Below are 21,557 nucleotides of genomic sequence, written 5' to 3'. Positions count from 1 at the left end.
AGTGTCATCACCAACTGTACCAGCGGCTACTGTATCGTCGCCAAAAAAATGGATTATACTGGGTACGGTCATGTTCGGCACGTTCATGTCCACGCTCGATAGTAGTATTGTGAATATTGCCCTGCCAACCATCCGACGGGAATTACAGGCGGGCGATAGTGTCGAATGGATTGTGCTGTGCTACCTGCTCACCACAACCAGTACGTTGCTCATTATGGGTAAACTGTCTGATTGGGTGGGCCGCCGACAGATGTACATCGCGGGTTTTTGCGTCTTCGTGCTTGGCTCATTGCTTTGCGGGCTGGCCTGGAATTTATGGTCGCTGGTCGCTTTTCGCGTCGTTCAGGGGTTAGGTGCCTCAATGATTTATGCCATTGGTCCGGCTATTATAAGCGATGCATTTTCGTCGAAGGAGCGCGGTCAGGCCATGGGACTCATGGGCTCAGTAGTGGCTGCGGGTTCTAGTGCCGGCCCCGTTATTGGCGGGCTGTTACTTGGTAAATTTGGCTGGTCAAGTATCTTTTTTGTAAACGTCCCCATTGGTTTGCTGGCAATCTGGCGAGCCTGGACTATTCTGCCCGAAAGCCCCAAAGTAACAGGTCAACGCTTCGACCTGGTTGGAGCCGGGTTGTTTCTAGTGGGTGTGACAACCTTGCTTACAGCCATCGAATTTGGTCCGGAACCTCGTTACGGTTGGGATAATCCGCTGGTTATTGGGCTGCTTTCTGTTGGGGCCGTGTTGCTGGTCGCTTTTCTCTTCTGGGAAATGCGGGTTAGTGATCCTATGCTGCGACTAAGTCTGTTTCGGGTGCGCCCGTTTACAATGGCTATTCTGGCGGCTTTCTGTGGCTTTCTGGCCTCGGGCGGAAACTTGTTCGTAATTCCGTTCTTTCTGCAGCAACTCCTAAAACTAGATCCGGCTCAGGCTGGCCTCGTTCTGCTGGCTGGTCCGCTGACATTGAGTGTTATAGCTCCCTTAGGCGGCTATCTGTCCAGCCGGGTCAGTACCCGGTGGCTCTCCAGTTTTGGTTTGCTGATTACGGCCAGTGGCTATTTCGCCTTTTCCTTTCTGGATACCAGCTGGACTTGGCAAGATGTAGTGTGGCGGAGTTCGCTGGTCAGTCTGGGTTTCGGTTTGTTTCAGTCGCCAAACAGCAGTAGCGCCCTCAATGCGGCTCCATTGGCCCAGCGGGGTATTGCCAGTAGCATGATTTCCTTTATGCGTAACCTGGGGTTTGTCGTGGGTATAGCCCTGGCAGCCGCCGTTTGGTACAGCACTCGTAACCGGTTTGCATTGGCCAATGGCGTTCACCCCGAAGAAACAAACGCTCAGCTACTGGGCATGCATTACGCCTATCTGGTTATGGCAAGCCTTGTTCTTTTGGGAGCCATTATTTCTTTCTCACGAGGTAAAAACTCGGTAGCCCCATAGTGTATAATAGATAGTGTATAATAGATAGTGTATAATGGATAATGGATAGTGTATAATGACTAATGCGCGGTGCATCAGGAGTTGCCGCACCGCGCATTAGTCATTATACACTATCCATTATCCATTATACACTATCGGGTTACCGCTTTGGCCCTACAGAGTCGTAGATTACGACTTTCTCCCAGAGCGATGCATAGTTGTTCCGGAAATCGTCGTGGATGGGGTGTTTCTGATAGGCTTCTTCATCGGCGGCACTATCGAAGAAGCATAGCCACGAGTAGGTGTATGCGCGCTCGATAACTGTGCGGGTTGTGCCTGCGGGCGTGCCAATGTGTACCATTTTGATGGTTGGGCATTTGGCTAGTTTGTTTAAGCCTTCCAGTAATTTGGCTTTATCGGCTTCATTGCCAACATTTTTCAAATAGAAGAAAACGTGGTGGACAAACATTTCCTTTGGGGCTGCTGATAAGGTAGGCAAACTGGCTCCCATGCCAGCCGCGACGCTTTTCTTAACAAAACTTCTCCGTGATTGATCTTTCATCGACAAGTATATCTTGGTTAATAGAATATGGTGGAATCACCAGGGAATTTTTTAGATTAGCTAGATACGCATCATAATCAACATTCACAGTAAAATTCTGGATATGCATTATTGCTTCGCATATATGATCAATTCGTTGCCTATCGCCCAGGTTATTTTTCATAAACCAGAATACGATCACGATATATGAATGGGCGAATATGATGAGAAAGCCCACTCTCTGCTATTACGTCCACCTTTCGGTGTAAACAGTCTTCTAATTGCCATGACATCCTGGCCTGATCGAACAGCGTTGCCCCTTTGTCAAACTCAACCAATACGTCTATATCGCTTTGCGAAGTAGCTTCTCCACGTGCTACAGAGCCAAAAACATAGGCCCGTTTGACAGGTTGATGCACGAAATAATACCTAAGGGTATTTGCTAGCTCTTCATCTAGTGGCATGGCATTTAAAACGCTTTAATGGACCAATAGCAATCTTGAGTAGGCAAGATACTATAAAGTTGCCATTTGAGTCACTAGACTGCAAATGGAACTAGTGTTGATTTGAGGTTGACCAAGTCATAATTTTCTCATGAATAAATGGATTATGAAGACGCTAAATCTGTGTAATTCTATCGGTCAAATAAACTTTTGTCTGTTAAACGAGTCAATAGAGAAAATCCATTTACGAATAACACAGATTTCAGGTAAAGAATAACACAACGTATGAACTACACAAAAAGCTTATTTTTTATAGTCGTTTGGCTTCCATTGGTAAGTCAGGCGCAAACGAATACCAAACCCAGCCTGATGCAGGCATTGATGGAAGCGGTTAGTTCGGCTACTGTATCAGATGCGCAGGTTGCCGAGGTGTCCCGGCAGGCGATCAAGGAGATGGATGCCAAAAATCCGGTGGCCGACGCTAATGATCCGTATACGCTTCGACTAAATAAAATCGTTAGCCGCCATCATACTATTGGTGGGTTACCCCTCAATTTCAAGGTGTATAAAGTGCCCGATGTAAATGCATTTGCTACTGCCGATGGTAGTGTACGTGTGTTTAAAGGCCTGATGGATATGATGACCGACAACGAATTGCTGGCCGTTATGGGACACGAAATTGGACACGTTATTAACCACGACTCCAAAGATGCTATGAAAAGGGGACTTCAAACGTCGGCTTTACGCGATGCCTTAGCTTCGGGTTCTGGTACGGTGGGGAAACTGGCTCAATCGCAATTGGCCGGGGTTGCTAACTACTTGTGGGACGCTAAGTATAGCCGTCAGCAGGAGACCGAAGCCGATGATTACAGCTACGATTTTTTGAAACGCAATGGCTATAGTGTTTTAGCCTTGGCTACGTCGTTTGAGAAACTGGCCAAGCAGGGCGGTGGAGCACAGGGAGGGCGTATCGCGTCCATTATCTCAACGCACCCTGATAGTAAGGCGCGCGCCCAGCGGGTGCGTGACCGTGCAAAACGAGATGGGTTGTCAAAATAGTCGGGCTTGCACTGTATTGAGTAGAGGTACCAGCGGGCGTATATGTACTGCAAATTCGAGTTGGGAGCCGACCGGCCACGAAGCGGATTGTGAAGTTGTAAGTGAGTGCTATTTTTTCTTGTAAGCTTGCTTTCGGTCAGCGATTTCAACTACCGTAATGGTCAATACACTGTCCTGGATTTCATAAATGATACGATAGTTGCCAACTCGAATGCGGTACGCATCAATATTGGTTAACTTAATATGATTATGTGGTCTGGGATTTTGCGCTAAGTCTGCAATTGCTTCTTTAAGCGAAGCAATCATTTGCATATTGATTTTCTTTAGTTGCCGTAGCGCATACTCGGTAATAACAATCCTATACATTATGAAGCTTGTTCGCGGTGATAAGCTTCAATTTCACGAAAGGCTTCGTCAAACGGCACAACTTTACCTGCTTTCTTTTTGGCTTTTTTATAGGCTGTAATGTCGGCTAATTCTTCCGCATCAGCCAACAGTTTTTCGTACTCTTTAACAGGTACTTGTACATAAAGTGGCTTGCCCTTGGTATCGGTAACGTATTGAACGTTTAGCATAAACGTACTAATTATTGGTTGCTAACAAATATAAGCAGATTAGAGATAAAAAAAGCCCGGCCACTTTTCAGCAACCGGGCTTCTCTGTCTATCTATCATTTACAGGTTTTCAATCTCGGCATCCAGATTGGTGAAAGCAATCTCACCGTCGTGGCTCAACTCCATCAGCACGACAGAGTCTTTCTTGACTTCACCCGATAGGATGCTTTTCGACAGTTCGTTCAGTATCCGGCGTTGTAACACCCGTTTGAGCGGGCGGGCACCAAACTGCGGGTCGAATCCTTCTTCGCCGAGTTTATCCAGGGCTTCATCGGTGGCATCGAGTTGAATGCCGTTTTCGGCCAGTCGCTGCTTAATTCCACGGAACTGAATGTCGACAATCTTACGGATGTTCGCTTTCGTCAGCGGTTCGAACATCACGATTTCGTCAATCCGGTTCAGGAACTCAGGGCGAATGGTTTGTTTAAGCAATTCCATCACCGCCGATTTGGCTTCTTCCAGCACCAGTGTATGGTTCCAGCCTTCGTCTTCGGCAAATTTCTCCTGAATCAGGTGACTGCCAATGTTGGAGGTCATGATGATGATCGTGTTCTTGAAGTTCGCCACACGACCTTTATTATCCGTTAAACGGCCTTCATCAAGCACTTGCAACAAAATGTTCCAGACATCGGGATGTGCTTTTTCGATTTCGTCGAGCAGCACCACCGAGTAAGGTTTCCGGCGAACGGCTTCGGTCAGTTGACCCCCCTCGTCATAGCCTACATAGCCCGGAGGGGCACCAATCAGACGGCTCACGGCGTGGCGTTCCTGATACTCTGACATGTCAATTCGTACCAGCGCGTTCTCGTCGTTAAACAGATATTCGGCCAGCGTGCGAGCTACTTCGGTTTTACCAACACCTGTGGTGCCAAGGAAGATAAACGAGCCAATAGGCCGTTTGGGGTCCTGCATACCGGCGCGGCTCCGACGAACGGCATCGGCTACTACGCCAATAGCTTCGGCTTGTCCGGCTACACGTTTGCCTAATTCTTTTTCCAGATTGAGCAGTTTCTCGCGGTCACTTTGGAGCATTTTTGAGATCGGAATACCTGTCCACTTGGCCACTACTTCGGCAATGTCCTCAGCGGTAACTTCTTCCTGCATCATCCGGTCCGACGAATCATTATCGGCACCTTCTTTCGTCAATGAGTCGAGCTTCGTTTCGATTTCGGGAATGCGTCCGTATCGGATTTCGGCTACTTTGCCGTAATCACCCGACCGTTCGGCTTGTTCGGCTTCAAAGCGTAACTGATCGAGCTGCTCTTTCAATGTCCGGCCTTCGTTGACAGATGCTTTCTCCGTCTCCCATTTGGCCTTCAGGTTGTTTCGTTGTTCACTCAGATCTTCAATCTGCTTGTTCAGCGAGCTTTCCTTTTCCTTGTCGTTTTCGCGACGAATGGCCTCCCGCTCAATTTCCAACTGCATGATACGGCGGTTCAGTTCGTCGAGTTCTTCGGGAACGGAATCCATTTCCAGCCGGAGCTTGGCGGCTGCTTCGTCCATTAAGTCAATGGCCTTATCGGGCAGAAAACGGTCGGTAATGTAGCGTGTCGAGAGTTCGACAGCCGCAATTACGGCATCGTCCTTAATCCGAACACCGTGGTGTAATTCATATTTGTCTTTTATCCCCCGCAGAATTGAAATGGCATCGGGCATGTCGGGTTCATCGACAACAACCGCCTGAAAACGACGCTCGAGGGCTTTATCTTTCTCAATATATTTCTGGTATTCTTTCAGCGTGGTGGCACCAATCGTGTGCAACTCACCACGCGAAAGGGCCGGTTTCAGCAAGTTGGCCGCATCCATAGCCCCTTCTCCACCAGCACCGGCACCCACGAGCGTATGAATCTCGTCAATGAACAGAATGATCTGACCATCGGAGTCGGTCACTTCTTTGATAACGGCTTTCAAACGTTCCTCAAACTCGCCTTTATACTTGGCACCCGCAATGAGCAGGCCCATGTCGAGCGAGACGATGGTTTTTGTTTTCAGGTTTTCGGGAACGTCGCCCGATACAATTCGCTGGGCTAGTCCTTCAACGATGGCCGTTTTACCAACGCCGGGTTCGCCAAGCAGAATGGGGTTATTTTTAGTACGGCGGCTCAGAATTTGCAGCACCCGCCGAATTTCTTCATCGCGGCCAATAACGGGGTCGATTTTACCCGTGCGGGCGCGTTCGTTCAGGTTAATGCTAAACCGCTCCAGGGATTGATATTTAGCTTCTGCGTTCTGATCTTTCACCGAATTTCCTTTTCTAAGTTCATTGATGGCCGCTTTCGTTTGTTTCTCGTTGAAACCAGCATCTTTCAATAAGGTTGCAATTTGGTCTTTACCGCCCATTAGTCCCAGCAGCATTAATTCGACGCTTACAAACTCGTCGCCGAACTCTTTGGTATAGCTACTGGCTTTGGCCAGAGCAGCGGTTGTATCATTGCTCAAATAAACACTGCCATTCCCCCCCGAAACTTTAGGGTAGGTAGTCAGGATGGCTTGTAAAGCCGCGTTCGTATTTTGTAGGTTGACATTCGTCTTTTTGGCAATGAAACCAACGACGTTTTCATCTTCTGATAGAATCGCCTGAAGCAGATGTCCCGTTTCTATACCTTGTTGTCCGTTGCCGAGCGCAATTTCCGACGCTTTCTGGACAACTTCCTGTGCTTTTATGGTGTAATTCTTAAAGTCCATGATGGTGAGGGCTATTCGCCGTTGAGAGTAGGAATTTTATTGTATACCTATCCTGTAACAAATCACGGGCCGAGGTGATTTTTCGGTCATTTTGGCGCATAAAAAGCTATTTCCAGCGGTTATTACGCCATTATGTCTTAAACAAAAAAGCCGCCCTGTGTTTACAAGGCGGCTTTGTCATTAATCGAGCCCTTCGGTTTCTATCGGTTTCATTCGTTCGCGGGCTATTTCTGCCTGATGCGGCTCCCATGTCTCGACCGGCCCAGCCAAAACCTCCGCTTCAGTATCATCAATTACCCGTTGTTCATATTCATGGAATTTACCTTTAGGGAGCCAGTAGGCCAGCAAGCCTACATAGGCAGCAGCCAGCATAGCCGCCGTCCAGCCTACTATGGGTTCCTTTTTCCACTGCCGGGTAGCAATACCGCCAAAACCAGCTACGAAAGGAACCATATACCAGGGGTCGTTAAGCCGGTTGGCAATCAGGTAACCGGCACCAGCTGTTGCGCTTAAAATTCCTGCCGAGACGGGTTCATCACGTTTCTCGTCGGGCTCCCAGGCATTGAGGGTTAGTAAGGTGTTTGGCGTGCCAACAACCGTTGCTGCCGTAAGCCAGCCTGCATACAAACTAACCGGAATACGAAGGTATTTTTCGGGCGATGGTACATCCGTTTTACCAATTTCCAGACTTTGGTGCAGAGCCAGGGCCGCCGGTAAATTAAACTTCGTGGTCAGGTCGGAAATGACAATACTCCGTGGGTCATTTTGTGAGAAGAAACGGCCGAAGATAGCGTTGAGCGTCCAACTTGTCCACCACCAGGGCAATGCCTTTATATAACGTGGGTTGTTTTCCTGAGTGGGTAATGCCTGATGAACCAGCAGGGCCGCCAGACCCGTGTAGACTGTAGACCAAACAACGCCAAATGCCCAGCCTGCTGGAACAATCATGTTCTTCTCAAATACAGCCTCGTATTCGACTGGTACGTCATATTCGTATTCCGATCCGTCCGAACCGGCATCATGACGCTCTTTGCTTTGTTGCCGCGACCGACTGCTGGACGCAGTCGTGTAAATGATGCTGCCAACGGCAAATACTGCGGTGGCAATTCGCCAAAACGATGAGTTTTTCATAATGAATTAGACTGAAATAAGGACAATCGACCAGAGCCACTGTGGCCTTGGTCGATTGATTGATACGTCTGTTTGTGTTCTGTTATGCCGCTATTTCCTCCTGCACATCCTCTTCTTTCTCCGCCAGTTGTTGCGCCTTCTGTTTCGTCGTTTTGTACGCATCGGCAACTCCGGTAACGACCGTGCTCAGAACGGATGACAACGTATTTGACAGCGAATCGCTTGCCGATTTAGCTTTGTAACGGTACCGTATTTTGTCGTAGGGGCTCGCGTTTTTGTAGCCTACTGTTAAGGCGATACCGGCAATCACGGCGATGCCAAACCCAATTCCCCAGGCCAGCGAGATAGAGGCTTCTTTCTCTTCTTCGGGCTCCGGTTTCTGCGACATTTTATCCCGCATCAAAGCCGCCAGAGTTTCCTGGGGAGCCACGTAGGCCATCACTTCATAAGATTTGTTCTTGAAACCGCCCGGAACAATTTTAGGCTTACCGGCCATGAGCGCATCATAACCCTCCTGAGCCACCATGACCGGATCTTGTAATTCGTCGGTCACTTTCGTGTTCTCCGCATTCGCTTTGTTGAAGAAGTCGGTATCCGTTGCGTTTGGCAGCAGCGCGGTAATGGTAACGTTTGTATCCTTCAGCTCGTTGACAAGCGACTGTGTGAAGTTGTACACATACGCTTTTGTGCCTGCATAAACAGCCATCAAAGGAGAGGGCGTGATGGATAGGAGAGAGGCCAGATTCAGAATTTTGCCCTCGTTACGTGCCAGCATATCATACAGAAACAGCTTCGTCATTTGGGTCAGCGACAAGACGTTGAGGTGAATCATTGCCTTTTCTCGCTCCCAGTCTGTATCGGTAGCAAACAAGCCATAAAGACCAACGCCCGCATCATTGACGAGTACATTGACCGTAATTCCCTTTGCCTTTATCTGGTTATAAACATCCTGTGCAGCATCTTCCTGCGCCAAGTCTTTATGAATGACCGTAATCTGATCTGTACCGTAATTATTTTTAAATACCTCGTCCAGCCTGTCCAGTTTATCATCACTGCGACCTACTAAAACTAAGTTATAGCCATCCTGTGCGAAGAGTTTGGCGAGTTCCTGACCAATACCACTTGAGGCACCGGTAATCAGGGCAGTTTTCCCCGTTTCTGAGTTCATACGTTTATATGGTTAGTGAGTACACACTTCACCTATGCAACTGCAACCAGTGAAAGTTGTTTCAATATCTGTTGTTTGAAACCATGAGAAACGCCAACATGGATATACTAAAAAAGCCTCCCTGAATCTCCAGGAAGGCTTTTTTACTGATTTATTCAGCCAATAGACTGAGTAATGACTATTTGGATACTACTTTCAGGATGATTTTTCGCATCGCTGGTTTAGGTACGCGGGAGGTGTCGCCTTTGGCAATACCTGTACCCCGTCCAATGGCGTCGATTCGCATAAAATTAATGCCTGATGATACCAACTGCTGCTTTATTGTATTCACTCGCTTAAACGATAGAGCCTTGTTTGTAAGCACCCCTCCTGGTGCATCATTCGCGAAGCCAACGAGTAACACCTGCATTTGCGGGTAGGTTTTTAACAACGTAGCCAACTCGTTAACGGTGGCCTGCGAACCGGGAGTCATCGATAAAGAGCCTGGTTGAAACGCAATGCCTGTTAAGGGAAGTGTACGACCTTTAGGCAAGGCAGCGTTGCCGAGGTAGGGAGCTAGTTGTTGAGTCAAACTGCCAGACGCAGCGGCTCCGGCAAGCCCTGTTGCACTCAATGCCGATGCCGATATGGCTGACGTGGATTTTGGAGCGGTTTTAACCGCCTGCTCTTTAGGGACGGCCAACGACCGGGTAACGGTATCGGCCTGAATTGTATCGCTGGTAACCGTAGTAACATCGGTCGCTTCTTCGGTTCCGTCCGAGTATTTCTGGGTGTTCTGATAGAGGTAGTAACCACCAAAAGCGAGCGCCAGGGCAATTAGTGCGCCAACACCCCATTTTGTCAGGGCACCATTATCTGTTTCAGAATCGTCGCCAAGGTCATAATTGATTGCCGGACGTGTGGCCGTAACAACTGTCCGCCCGGGCGATTCAACAACGGCTCGTCGGGCGGGTGTTGCTAGCCCGGCCACAACCTGATGGAGGCCAACTTTCTCAACCAGGCGGGGCATAAACTCTTCCGGCACAATGCTGACAAAGGCTTCCCGTTCCGAAAATAGCGACGTGGCCAGGCCATCGGCATCTAATTTCTGGTCTTTCACCTGTTTGCCAAGTACCTGTAGCACAATAGTTGTGGTTAAACCCAGCAATGAAATCGCCGACGAATTACGAATGCCGGCATAACTCGAAATCATACTGCCAATGGAGCTTTTCATGGCGGGCAGTAAATGACTAATGACATCGTTACCCTGCGTAATCAGCGTATTCGTTTGGGCGGGGTCACGCAGTACCGTGGGTAGGTTATCGAGTGAAAGTCCGTCGTAACGGCCTTTCTGGATGTGGTTATACAACTGATTAACGCCAATTTCACTCGTTGTGCGTTTCATCAGGCCCCCCACAATTGTATACACAAGGCCATCAACGGCTTTGCTGGTTTTTTCGAACGGTTCGTCTATGTATGCAGCTATGCGCGACAAAACCTCCGAATTTAAAACATTAGTCAGATTGGCAAATAAATTCATAAAATAATGACTCAATCAGGCAAAAAATGGTGCTATTGACTACCTCACAACCTAAACAACGCTGAGCACCTCGGGACATTTGCCCTGGAGTATCCATTCCGGGGTTAAAATTAGGGAAGGTTTAGCAAACGTTACTCATGGGTATTAATAAATTCTGGATATCAACGCTTTGGCAGACGTTCGATTACCTCCTGATATTCCGTCTCAACGGCTCGAAGGCGCTCCTGACAAAACGTAATCAACTCAGTAGCCAGCCGGATTTTTCCGGGCAGCTCATCAAGTGGAACCTGCTCATTCTCAATTTCATAGACCAATGTACTCAATTGGTCATAAGATTCCTGATAAGTCATTCTCTTTTTAAGTGTATCGTTCTAAAGTAATGAAATTTTAAGATAGTAATCGCAACGGGCTTAAGATCAACGCGATAAACCAGTCTGGAAGCCTTATGATTGCCTGACCTTGATGGGTATGGTTCCATCACGCATTTGTACCTCAAGCATTTCGTCAGGCTGAACGCTGCTTGCCTGGGTCAGAATTCGGCCGTTGCGAAGCAGCAAAGCATAGCCACGACGTAGCACATTAGACGGGTCCAGATGGCGTAGGGTAACCGCCTTTTCAGTGAGATTTGTATGACATTCACGAAAATAGGTTTGCGAAACAAACCGAAGTCGTTCTGTTTCACGATCCAATTCCTCCCGGGCGGTTTGCAGAGCGTCACGCGTGACAACCCGCAGACGGTCACGCAGCTGGAGACAGGTTTCTTCAAATTTTCGATTATGTTCAATCAAGAAGCCAGCCGCTTTTGTCGGCGTTTTTACACTCTCATGACAGAGCAGGTCAGTAATACTCACGTTTCGTTCGTGGCCAATTCCTGCCAGAATTGGAATGCCAAAACCAGCAACGGCTTCGCCCATCAAATAGGAATCAAATGAGCCAAAGTCCAACTGCGAGCCACCTCCGCGCACAATCACAACGGCATCATACCCTACACTGCTTGTGCGGATACGTTCCAACTGGCCGCAAATAGCCCGTTCGGCACCCTGACCCTGCACCTGCGTCAAATATTCGTCAACAACGAAATCGTAGCCAAAGGGATTCTGGGTCAGTTCGTGCCGGAAGTCACGCCAGCCATCTGAGTTAGGGGCCGTAATAAGTGCCACCCGCTGAATAACGGCCGGGCGGGGTAATAATTGATTGGCCGTAATATATTGTCCGTCTTCGAGCCAAACCAAATCGGGATGGTTTTTGACGAGTGTATCGAGTACCGTTTGCCGCTCGCGTTCGAGGTTGCCGAGTGTATAGGATGGGTCAATTTTCAGGATCTCCAGTCGTAATCCATAGACGGGGCTAAAACTAACAGACACCAGCAGTAGAAGCTGGATATTCCGGGCGAAAGCAACGCCCGTTGCCCGTTCAAAATCGCCGATAGCATGGTAGTTCTTACGCCAGATGCAGGCATCGAGTTTCGCCAGCGTGTCGCGGCCGTTAGCATCGCGTTCCACTAACGTCAGAAAACAGTAGCCTCTGTCAGGATAGTTTTTTATGTCGCTCGTTTCGGCCACTACCCATACGGCCTTCTGCCCAAATGCTTCGTCTATAACGGCATCGAGCGTAAATGCTAAATCTGAAAGGCGGAGGGGAGACATTCGTAAAGAGTGAAAGAGCGAAAGAGTGAAATAGCAAAAGTGTGCAATGATTAGTCGCTCTTTCGCTCTTTACACTCTTTCGCTTTTATGATTAAAGTCCTTCAAACTGGCGCAGGAAGCGCACATCGTTTTCGGTGTATAGACGTAAGTCGTTCACTACGTATTTCAACTGTGTGATGCGCTCGATACCCATACCAAAGGCAAAGCCTGTGTACTCTTCGGGGTCGATGCCGCAATTGGCAATAACCTGTGGATCAACCATACCTGAACCGGCAATTTCGACCCAGCCCGTATGTTTACAAATGTTACAACCTTTACCTCCGCAGATCTGGCACGATATATCAATCTCTGCACTTGGCTCTGTAAAAGGGAAATATGAAGGCCGGAAACGAATTTGGGTGCCAGGCTCGAACATTTCCTTTACAAAGTGGTAAAGCGTGTCTTTCAGATCTTTGAACCCGACATTTTTGTCAATATAAATGCCTTCAACCTGATGGAACATACAGTGCGCCCGCGCCGATATGGTTTCGTTGCGGTATACCCGACCCGGCATGATAGACCGTATAGGAGGTTTCTGACGCTCCATCAAACGGATTTGTACGTTCGATGTATGCGTACGCAGCAGCATATCGGCAGGGGCACTGTCGCTAGCTTTCTCGACAAAAAACGTGTCCTGCATATCGCGGGCCGGGTGATTGTCGGGGAAGTTGAGGGCGCCAAAGTTGTACCAGTCCGATTCGATCTCGGGACCGTCGGCTACGTTAAATCCGATTCGTTCGAAAATTTGAATGATCCGTTGGCGAACGAGGCTCAGCGGGTGCTGCGTACCCGTAAGATTTGGTATCGTTGGCAGGGTAAGGTCAACGGGTGGTGCATTGGTGGCCGATGTTTGTTGCTCCTCTATTCGTTGGCTAAAAGCCTCAAAGCGCTCCTGAGCTAGGTTTTTAAGGCCGTTGAGTTCCTGACCCACCGCTCTTCTATCGGCGGGCGGAACGCTTTTCAAGCCTTCAAACAACTCAGTCACAACACCTTTACGGCTAATAAATCGCATCCGAAACTGCTCCAGTTGCTCGGCCGTATTGATATCGTACTGTTTAATCTCCTGGTGTAGGTCTTTTACTTTATCCAGCATACGCTACGTGTTTCACTACTTTCTTGAACAAAGGTACGCAAAACTGAGGAGAGCAGAGAAATCAGTTAGAATCAGTGTGTATGAACTATGTTTTATGCTACTCATTGCCTAATATTTAGTATACACTATAAATTTTTGTGTTTATATATTATTTGTTTATTAATCGGTAATTTGGTGCTGAATGGTAAGTAGTTATACAAATAAAATAACTCAGTTTTAAGGATCTGGGTAAGTAGGTCTGATTCTTGTAACTCTATTCGATATGACAGAAGATATCGACAGCAGTTTCGGTACCCAGAATAGTGCAGCAAGTGTCTGAATGTCAGCTTCTAACTCTTTATACACAATCATCTTATAAGACGACTATGAACGCATTCGCTAACGACTCTATTTTCGAAACTATGTCCAGACCTTTCCACAATAGTGTGGAAAAAATTGCCGATTCTACGTGTTTGCAAAAGCTCCTCATTCCGTTTTATGATCGTAAACGTACAGTTTCCGTCGATGAAATTGTACGGCTGGAAGGTTGTGGTAATTACACAAACTTCTTTTTAAAAGACGGTACTAAGATGCTGGTGTCTCGTACGCTAAAAGAATACGAAATCCTGCTGGATGGTCAGGCTTTTGTTCGGGTGCATAAATCCTGTATCGTCAATCTTGGTTTTGTTCGTAAGTTCTTTATTAAGAAGGAAGGCGAACTTGAATTAACTGATGGCCAGCAGGTGAAAATTTCACGTCGTCGGGCACAAGTGTTTATCGATCGTATCCGTGATTTTCAACCGGTAGTAGTCAGTTAAACTATGTGAATGGGTTTTCCCTGAAAACAGGAGCAAATTCATACGTATAGCCACTGCGTAGTTTTACGCAATAAGTTGGGTAAATCCACCCGAAGAGTAACGCAAGAGAAGGCGTAATGGCTTGATTAGCAACTGGTTATTTGAAAAAATGAACCCTTGCTGATCAAGCCATCCTTTTTGAAGAAGCGACCATAAAGTAGCTTTGTTTCATCAGTCAGCAACTAAGGCACTGAACCAAAACTATTCTCTACTATGGAAGCCTCAATTTTCACATCTCCTCAGCCACTTGCCGTTGTTCCACAATTTCCAACGTCTTACCAGCGTGGTACACAGCGCATTGCGCTGCCTTACCTGAATCGAACAATTTTCATTTCGGTTGATGACATACTGTGTCTGCAAGGTGAAGGCAATTATACGTTTCTACACACTCGCGACCGTAAACGGTATTTAGTGTCAAAAACGCTGAAAGAATTCGAAAAGACGCTGGATGGGTCCATATTCCTGCGTATTCACAAATCATATATCGTCAATCTGGCTTACGTCCAGCGTAATATCTTCAACCGTGAACGTCAGGTCAGAATGGCCGATGGACGTGAAGTGGCTATCTCGCGTCGTCGTATGAAAGACATCACACAGCGGCTTGCTCAATACTGGCTTCGGTTGTTGAATTAAATTGTGCAGTAGGTTTAAAGTAGACTTGGCTGACGCGTTGGTATTTTACCAACGCGTCAGCCAAGTCTACTTTAAACCTATTACTTTTAGAACAAACGATACGCCAGCGTCACTTGCCACGATTTTAGCCGTTGGCTGAATTTGCCCTGACTATTCTCGATTTGCGCAATATCGGACAGATTCCCCTCGTATCGAACATCGAGGCCAAAGGAGCCCAGATCTAAGCCGCCCCCAACCTGATAACCATAGTAGGCTTTGGCCCAGGCATCATTGAGCGAGCCGCTTGTATATTGGCTTAGGGCTTGCCCCAACTTCTGATTATCATTTACCAGGAATGAAACGACTGGCCCGGCCATTACCCGGATTGGGCCACCTTTAATACCCAGCAAAAGGGGGACATCAAAACTGCTGGTCGTGATCGTTACAGTCTCTGTCTGCCCATTTCGAATAACACCAAACTGCCCCGCCCGGGTAGAGTAAAGTAATTCAGGCTGAATAAACAGGTTTCTGCCGAAGCGCATGTATATGCCGAACGAGGTACCCGTTTTACTATTGAAACTATCGCTGATGCTATTTCTAAATGTTTGTCCATCAACGTTTACAACGGGCGCTCCCGTTCCGTTCGTGCCTGTTTTGAGGAAGTCGCCAAAGCTAAGTTTGGAAAGATTAACGCCACCCTTAATACCAATCTGGAAGCCTCCCTGTGCAAATGATAGCGCAGGCATAATGAGTAATGATGCGAAAAGCAGGATTTTTTTCATTGCTGGTTGTGTCAAAGAATATACCGGTTGTTAAACGTAAATTGACCTGATACGGTACGGAACATCAACTTATTTCGAGCGAACGGCGTTCTATTAGTACCGGCTGGTCAAAGCGAAATGAGCTGCTGAAGCGCTGCGTTTTGGTTGGACTGGCTGGGTTACCAAGGGTTTAATCGGCCCATAAATTCATTGTCTATTTCGGGCCGTTCCTGCGGTTCGTTAGCTATCTACCAACTGCCGAATGGCCAAGTTAAAAACCACTTTTTTTTGTCAGAGTTGCGGTAATCAGTCTGCTAAATGGATGGGCCGCTGCGCGTCGTGTGGAGAATGGAATACGATCGTAGAAGAAGTTGTTCAAAAGGATGAGCCCGAAAAAGGCGGCTGGCGTAGCCCATCGGCCGGGCCGGGTAGCCTGAAAGTAGCCGCCAAACCTAAGGCGCTCCACGCGATCAATTACGAAGAACAACCCCGAATTTACACCGTAGATGGTGAATTGAACCGGGTACTGGGTGGCGGCATTGTTGCCGGTTCACTTGTCCTGATTGGCGGTGAGCCGGGTATTGGCAAATCGACACTCCTCCTGCAAATTGCCCTCAGCCTGGCTGGTATGCGTGTGCTCTATGTGTCTGGCGAAGAAAGTGAGCAGCAGATTAAAATGCGGGCCGAACGTCTGGATGCCCCCACCAGCGATTGCCACGTTATGACCGAAACATCTACCCAGAACATCTTTCGGGTAGTGGAACATTTCGAGCCGGAAATCCTGATCATCGACTCGATTCAAACCATGCAGTCGTCATTGGTGGAATCGGGAGCGGGCAGTGTTTCGCAAGTGCGCGAATGTGCGGCCGAGTTTATGAAGTATGCCAAAGAAAGTGGCGTACCTGTGTTCATGATTGGCCACATCACCAAAGAGGGCACACTGGCGGGTCCTAAAGTGCTGGAACACATGGTCGATACGGTGCTGACGTTTGAAGGTGATCGGCATACGACTTACCGGATTCTACGAACCAACAAAAACCGTTTTGGCAGTACCGACGAGCTCGGTATTTACGAAATGCTCGGTTCGGGACTCCGGCAGGTAACTAACCCTTCCGAAATCCTGATCTCTCAGCGCGACGAAGCCCTGAGTGGCGTTACTATCGGATCGATGCTGGAAGGAAACCGGCCGCTATTGATTGAGAGTCAGGCTTTAGTGAGCGTGGCTACCTATGGTACACCCCAACGAAGCAGCACCGGTTTCGATGCCAAGCGGCTGAATATGTTGCTTGCCGTATTAGAGAAACGCGGGGGCTTCCGGCTTGGTCAGCAGGATGTATTTCTGAACATTGCTGGTGGTTTGCGTGTCGAAGACCCGGCCATCGACTTAGCCGTTTGTGCTGCCATTGTGTCTAGTTACGAAGACATTGCCATTCCGCCATCCATCGTTTTTGCTGCCGAGGTTGGGCTAGGGGGCGAGGTGCGGGCAGTAAGCCGGATCGAATCCCGCATTGCCGAAGCCGAAAAACTGGGTTTCAAACAAATGTTTATCTCCAAGTATAATTTAAAAGGGCTGGATACGAAAGGCTATAAAATTAATATCAAACCCGTATCCCGACTTGATGAAGTATTCCAGGGTGTGTTGATGTAAGTGGGGTCGCTCAAGAATTATTTACAGTTTAGCCTCTATCCCTTTATGAACTATGACTCCCGCAGGAAACCACAACGAAGTATTACCAAACCTTCTTGGGTTAAAATCGGCTGAAGAAATTGGTCTGGCTGAGTTTGATGGGTTTTTACGGGCAGAAATATACCTAACCGAGCGGCTAACGAACCGAACCAAATTCAATACTGCCTATATTCTCAAACTACATAAGTTGTCGTTAGCTCACCTGTATGCTTTTGCCGGTAAATATAGGGATGTCAATATCTCAAAGGGAGGGTTTCCGTTTGCTTCGGCTCGATTTTTACCCGAAACTATGAAAGCCTTTGAGGAGGAAATTCTCGCGGCTTTACCCAATAGCTACGCTGATAAAAACAGCCTGATTAAGGATGTGGCGAGTGTTCATGGCGAATTCCTGTTTATTCATCCGTTCAGGGAGGGGAATGGACGAACCGCTCGGGTTCTGGCAAACCTTATGGCCATATAACAGGGGTTTGCACCTCTGTTATATGGTGAAATTGCGGATGGTCGGTTTGACGAATATGTGCAAGCCGTTCAGGCATCTGCTGGCAAGGAGTACCAAAAAATGGAACAGTTAATTGGCTCTATTTTCCCGGACTAGCTCCAGTAGAGTTGTTTAGCTTCTGATTATCAGCTACTTAGTTAATTGAAAATTTCGAATACTTACAAAAACAATAAGAAATAACTCGTGTGAATTAACCTTAGGTGCACGCCTGCCCTGTGGTCTGTTCAACATGGCATTAATCAGGATGGCTGCCTTATCCTTGATACAAAACTTCATCTGGCAAAGCTGACCCGTTGCAACAATACTAATAAGGTTCGGTGGATCTTACTGGTTGGCTAACTAACTGAAATCCCGCCGTCTTACGTTAGCGGGATTTCAATTTTAACAAATTATAGTTAAGCCTCTGGATAGTCGTGGGGTAATGGAATGTTAATACGTTCCTGAACGGTTAAACCCTGCTTGTTCATCTGTACGATAAATGGATCGGGGTCCAGTTCTTCGCAATTCCACACACCGGGTTTCATCCAAACGCCTGTAAGCATCAGCATAGCGCCAATCATGGCCGGAACGCCCGTTGTGTAGCTAACCGCCTGTCCGCGCACTTCGCGATAGGTTTCGGCGTGGTCACAGTTATTCCAGATGAAATAGGTACGTTCTTCGCCGTCTTTCACGCCTTTGATCTGACAGCCGATACTGGTTTGCCCCGTGTAATTCTCGCCGAGCGAATCGGGAGCGGGGAGCACCGCTTTCAGGAATTCGAGCGGGATAACGTCCATGCCCTGAAATTTAACCTTGTCGATACGCGTCATGCCCACATTCTGAAGCACTTCTAAGTGAGTCAGATAGGCCTGCCCGAAGGTCATCCAGAATCTGGCACGCTTCAGCGTTGGAAAGTTTTTAACGAGGGATTCCAGTTCTTCGTGGTAAAGCACATACGATTCGCGCTCGCCGATTTCCGGGTAGGCAATCGGTTTATGAATGCTCATGGCCGGAATTTCAATCCATTCGCCATTTTCCCAATAGCGGCCGGGTTGGGTAATTTCGCGAATGTTGATTTCCGGGTTGAAGTTCGTGGCAAATGCTTTGCCGTGATTCCCTGCATTACAGTCTACGATATCCAGGTAGTCCATCCGGTCGAAGTAGTGCCTATTAGCGTAGGCTGTAAAGACCTGCGTAGCCCCCGGATCGAAACCGCAACCCAGGAGAGCCATCAAACCCGCTTGTTCAAAGCGCTCTTTATAGGCCCACTGCCAGCTATACTCAAACTTGGCTACATCTTTAGGTTCGTAGTTAGCCGTATCCATATAGTGTACACCGGCTTCTAGGCAGGCGTCCATAATGGGTAAATCCTGGTAGGGGAGGGCAACGTTTATAACCAGCACGGGCTTGAATGCCCGGATAAGCGCGACCATTTCGGCCACAACATCGGCATCTACCTGCGCGGTTTGAACGGTTATACCGTGCATTTCCTGAATTTCGGCCGCAATACGGTCGCACTTGGATTTAGTGCGGCTGGCCAGCATAATCGTTGTGAAGACATCGCTGTTCATGGCGCATTTATGCGCGACAACGCTGCCAACTCCACCGGCTCCAATAATGAGCACGTTTGCCATTTATCTGAAATGATTAGTTTGAGTGTTCTTTCTGGCGCAAAGATAAGGAAAGTGACTAAGCCAATAGGTTTGTGGACTATGAACTTACGATGATGCTTTGTTTTCCCATTGCATAGAATCCCAAGGTTACATAGTAAATAACGGATTTTGTTGGAAAAAATAAACAACATATTTAGTATATTTGTTAAGTAGACAATACAATAGCTCCCTAAATTATACATACTATGAAATTTGTATCCTCTTCCGATTCACCTGGCTCATTCGAACTAGCCATTTTGGGGTATGGTAAGACTACAACTACCTGGCGGGATCGAAACCGGCTTCAATGCCAGTTTTCCACGCTTTGGGGACAGAAGGCTGATACACAGCTAGCGCGCTTGCATACGTGGGAAGTTAAACGGTTGCTTGTTGGATTACGGTCACTCTGGAATAAGGCCACTAATCATGTTGCCCTGACGTTTTCGGAGCCGGGTTTAAGTATGGATGCCAAGGCATTGCCTAATGATAAGTATCGGTTACAGATTCAGTTAGGACACGATTTGACGCCATCCTGGCACGAATACCCTGATTTTCCGTTGGAAATGGATATTATGCTGAGTCGGAATCAATTGCAGGAAGCTATACAGGATTTGTCGGGTCAGGTAGAAACGTTTCCTGAACGGTAAAAGTCAACTACACGATTTATAAAAAGCTGCGGGGCAATCTGATGTTAGTCAGATTGCCCCGCAGCTTTTTTGGTTGGCGTTACTACGGACGTACAGGTTCTGTTTCAACGGCTTCCTGATCGTCCAGTGCCTGATAGATCATCATGCCGAATTTATCGTCAAGCTCTCCACCATAGCTTGTTCCCCACATTTGCTTCATCAGGACAGCACAGATTTTTTCTTTCGGGTCGGCGAAGTAATCCGTGCTGAAGGCGCCACCCCACGAAAACGTACCTACACTACTCAGGTCTTTCGTATGTCCCTTTTCATTAGTGACCGCAAACCCCAGGCTAAAATAACCGTGTGGATCGGGGAAAAGTGTGCCGGTCTGGTTCGAGTTAGTGAACAGATCAACGCTTTTACGGCTGAGGAAACGCTTGCCATTATAGACGCCGTCATTGAGCAACATCTGCAAAAAAATAGCGTAATCATAAGCCGTACTCGACAAACCACCCCCACCGGAGAAATAAGCTTTTGCCCCAACAATCGGGAAATCAGGATCGGTAGGCAGGCTTTTTATTGTTGCCGTTTTGACCAGATTTTTGTCTTTGTCTTCGGAATACAAGGCTACCAAACGTTCTTTTTTCGAGTCAGGCAAATAGAAATAGGTATCTTTCATACCCAGCGGCTCGAAGATGCGTTTCTGGAAAAACTGGTCCAGCGGCATACCCGAAACGACTTCCACTAAAGCGCCCAACACGTCAATACTCAATCCATAGGTCCATTTTTCGCCGGGCTGGTGATTGAGAGGAAGTTTGGCCAATATCTTCACCGCATCCCCAATTTTGACATTCTGGGTCGTGAAGGCATCGATAATGCCAGCTTTTGTATAAATGATCCGCATGTGTGGATCGCTGGCAATGACGTTGTAATTGAGTCCCGACATGTGGGTCAGTAAATGCCGAATGGTAATTTCCCGCTTGGCCGGAATGGTGGTATAGGTGCTGTCTTTGTCGTTGAACTTGTCGAGAACCACTGGCTTGGCAAACTCGGGAATGTATTTGCTGATCGGGTCATCGAGCATGATTTTACCTTCTTCGTGGAGCATCATAACGGCCAGCGATGTAATGGCCTTTGTCATGGAGGCAATGCGGTAAATCGCATCTTTCGCCAACGGTTTGTTTACCGCCAGATCTGACGTGCCGAAGGCTTTATGATAAACGATCTTGCCATTGCGCACCACGATAGCGGTTACACCGGGAAACGCTTTTTTGTCGATGTACGATTGAATTAGTCCGTCGATACGGTTGAGTCGTTCAGATGAAAATCCAACGGTTTCGGGAGCGGCTGCAGCCAGTAGCGGGGGCGCTTGTCTGGTGCCTGTTTGCGCATATAGCGAAACGATAGTGAGTGCAAACAGTAAAACCGTCGCCCTGAATTTAGAGATAAACGTCATACAGCTAAAGGTTTGAGGATAAGGAATTTGTTGCCTGTAAATTAGCGGATTTTTTAGTAAAATGGTGCGGGTTGATTCAGGCTGGCGCGGGTATTTACCC

Annotated in this window: 21 protein-coding genes; 7 read left to right on the top strand and 14 right to left on the bottom strand. The window is 47.7% G+C overall.

Going from position 1 to position 21,557, the window contains the following annotated elements; genetic code table 11:
* Position 1: 1 nt before the first annotated feature.
* The gene (locus CWM47_RS08975) at positions 2-1,432 is read left to right on the top strand and encodes an MFS transporter (RefSeq protein ID WP_240625801.1); all 1,431 of its coding nucleotides are present in this window, start codon (positions 2-4) and stop codon (positions 1,430-1,432) included.
* A gap of 139 nt (positions 1,433-1,571) precedes the next feature.
* Here the strand turns inward: CWM47_RS08975 and CWM47_RS08970 are convergent, their stop codons facing one another.
* A complete protein-coding gene (locus CWM47_RS08970; protein ID WP_100987659.1) occupies positions 1,572-1,973 on the bottom strand; it encodes a Dabb family protein in 402 nt (133 codons plus the stop codon).
* 152 nt (positions 1,974-2,125) lie between these two features.
* Positions 2,126-2,416: a nucleotidyltransferase family protein gene (locus tag CWM47_RS08965; protein ID WP_100987658.1), complete on the bottom strand. Its 291-nt coding sequence runs from the start codon at positions 2,414-2,416 to the stop codon at positions 2,126-2,128.
* A 264-nt stretch (positions 2,417-2,680) separates the two neighbouring features.
* Between CWM47_RS08965 and CWM47_RS08960 the strand changes: the two genes are divergently transcribed.
* Complete coding sequence (locus CWM47_RS08960; RefSeq protein ID WP_100987657.1) at positions 2,681-3,454, top strand: M48 family metallopeptidase; 774 nt, start codon at positions 2,681-2,683, stop codon at positions 3,452-3,454.
* Positions 3,455-3,562: 108 nt separating this feature from the next.
* On the opposite strand, the gene CWM47_RS08955 is transcribed toward CWM47_RS08960, so the two are convergent.
* The 9 genes from CWM47_RS08955 to pheS all read right to left on the bottom strand — a co-directional run bounded on the left by CWM47_RS08955 (position 3,563) and on the right by pheS (position 13,349).
* Entirely contained in the window at positions 3,563-3,820 is a 258-nt protein-coding gene (locus CWM47_RS08955) for a type II toxin-antitoxin system RelE family toxin (protein ID WP_100987656.1), read from the bottom strand.
* Positions 3,820-4,029 carry a hypothetical protein gene (locus tag CWM47_RS08950; RefSeq protein WP_100987655.1) on the bottom strand — a complete coding sequence of 70 codons (210 nt, stop codon included), beginning with the start codon at positions 4,027-4,029 and terminating at the stop codon, positions 3,820-3,822. The genes CWM47_RS08955 and CWM47_RS08950 overlap by 1 nt, the downstream gene beginning before the upstream one ends.
* 99 nt (positions 4,030-4,128) lie before the next feature.
* A complete protein-coding gene (gene clpB / locus CWM47_RS08945; protein ID WP_100987654.1) occupies positions 4,129-6,753 on the bottom strand; it encodes an ATP-dependent chaperone ClpB in 2,625 nt (874 codons plus the stop codon).
* 180 nt (positions 6,754-6,933) lie between these two features.
* The gene (locus tag CWM47_RS08940) at positions 6,934-7,884 is read right to left on the bottom strand and encodes a TspO/MBR family protein (RefSeq protein ID WP_100987653.1); all 951 of its coding nucleotides are present in this window, start codon (positions 7,882-7,884) and stop codon (positions 6,934-6,936) included.
* An 82-nt stretch (positions 7,885-7,966) separates the two neighbouring features.
* On the bottom strand, positions 7,967-9,052 hold the full coding sequence (locus CWM47_RS08935; protein WP_100987652.1) for an SDR family NAD(P)-dependent oxidoreductase: 1,086 nt from the start codon (positions 9,050-9,052) through the stop codon (positions 7,967-7,969).
* A gap of 178 nt (positions 9,053-9,230) precedes the next feature.
* On the bottom strand, positions 9,231-10,571 hold the full coding sequence (locus CWM47_RS08930; protein WP_100987651.1) for an OmpA family protein: 1,341 nt from the start codon (positions 10,569-10,571) through the stop codon (positions 9,231-9,233).
* Between the two features lie 161 nt (positions 10,572-10,732).
* Positions 10,733-10,921 carry an exodeoxyribonuclease VII small subunit gene (gene xseB / locus CWM47_RS08925; RefSeq protein WP_100987650.1) on the bottom strand — a complete coding sequence of 63 codons (189 nt, stop codon included), beginning with the start codon at positions 10,919-10,921 and terminating at the stop codon, positions 10,733-10,735.
* Between the two features lie 93 nt (positions 10,922-11,014).
* A complete protein-coding gene (locus CWM47_RS08920; RefSeq protein WP_100987649.1) occupies positions 11,015-12,217 on the bottom strand; it encodes an exodeoxyribonuclease VII large subunit in 1,203 nt (400 codons plus the stop codon).
* Between the two features lie 91 nt (positions 12,218-12,308).
* Positions 12,309-13,349 carry a phenylalanine--tRNA ligase subunit alpha gene (gene pheS, locus CWM47_RS08915; protein WP_100987648.1) on the bottom strand — a complete coding sequence of 347 codons (1,041 nt, stop codon included), beginning with the start codon at positions 13,347-13,349 and terminating at the stop codon, positions 12,309-12,311.
* Positions 13,350-13,714: 365 nt separating this feature from the next.
* On the opposite strand from pheS, the gene CWM47_RS08910 reads away from it, so the two are divergent.
* Together CWM47_RS08910 and CWM47_RS08905 are read left to right on the top strand one after the other, a co-directional pair.
* On the top strand, positions 13,715-14,146 hold the full coding sequence (locus CWM47_RS08910) for a LytR/AlgR family response regulator transcription factor (protein ID WP_100987647.1): 432 nt from the start codon (positions 13,715-13,717) through the stop codon (positions 14,144-14,146).
* Positions 14,147-14,398: 252 nt separating this feature from the next.
* A complete protein-coding gene (locus tag CWM47_RS08905) occupies positions 14,399-14,818 on the top strand; it encodes a LytR/AlgR family response regulator transcription factor (protein ID WP_100987646.1) in 420 nt (139 codons plus the stop codon).
* 86 nt (positions 14,819-14,904) lie between these two features.
* Here the strand turns inward: CWM47_RS08905 and CWM47_RS08900 are convergent, their stop codons facing one another.
* Positions 14,905-15,579, bottom strand: coding sequence for a porin family protein (locus CWM47_RS08900; protein ID WP_100987645.1), 675 nt, complete (start codon positions 15,577-15,579; stop codon positions 14,905-14,907).
* A gap of 241 nt (positions 15,580-15,820) precedes the next feature.
* Between CWM47_RS08900 and radA the strand changes: the two genes are divergently transcribed.
* Both radA and CWM47_RS08890 read left to right on the top strand, forming a co-directional pair.
* The gene (gene radA / locus CWM47_RS08895) at positions 15,821-17,206 is read left to right on the top strand and encodes a DNA repair protein RadA (RefSeq protein ID WP_100987644.1); all 1,386 of its coding nucleotides are present in this window, start codon (positions 15,821-15,823) and stop codon (positions 17,204-17,206) included.
* 52 nt (positions 17,207-17,258) lie between these two features.
* Complete coding sequence (locus CWM47_RS08890; RefSeq protein WP_206170623.1) at positions 17,259-17,705, top strand: Fic/DOC family protein; 447 nt, start codon at positions 17,259-17,261, stop codon at positions 17,703-17,705.
* 434 nt (positions 17,706-18,139) lie between these two features.
* Here the strand turns inward: CWM47_RS08890 and CWM47_RS08885 are convergent, their stop codons facing one another.
* Positions 18,140-19,357, bottom strand: a complete 1,218-nt coding sequence (locus CWM47_RS08885; protein ID WP_100987643.1) for a saccharopine dehydrogenase family protein — start codon at positions 19,355-19,357, stop codon at positions 18,140-18,142.
* A gap of 224 nt (positions 19,358-19,581) precedes the next feature.
* Between CWM47_RS08885 and CWM47_RS08880 the strand changes: the two genes are divergently transcribed.
* A complete protein-coding gene (locus CWM47_RS08880) occupies positions 19,582-20,022 on the top strand; it encodes a WapI family immunity protein (protein ID WP_100987642.1) in 441 nt (146 codons plus the stop codon).
* A gap of 82 nt (positions 20,023-20,104) precedes the next feature.
* Here the strand turns inward: CWM47_RS08880 and CWM47_RS08875 are convergent, their stop codons facing one another.
* Positions 20,105-21,457, bottom strand: a complete 1,353-nt coding sequence (locus CWM47_RS08875) for a serine hydrolase domain-containing protein (RefSeq protein WP_100987641.1) — start codon at positions 21,455-21,457, stop codon at positions 20,105-20,107.
* Positions 21,458-21,557: the final 100 nt, after the last annotated feature.

Origin of the sequence: Spirosoma pollinicola, from assembly GCF_002831565.1 — a bacterium.
GTDB lineage: Bacteria > Bacteroidota > Bacteroidia > Cytophagales > Spirosomataceae > Spirosoma > Spirosoma pollinicola.
This window is presented reverse-complemented; position numbering and strand designations above follow the sequence as displayed.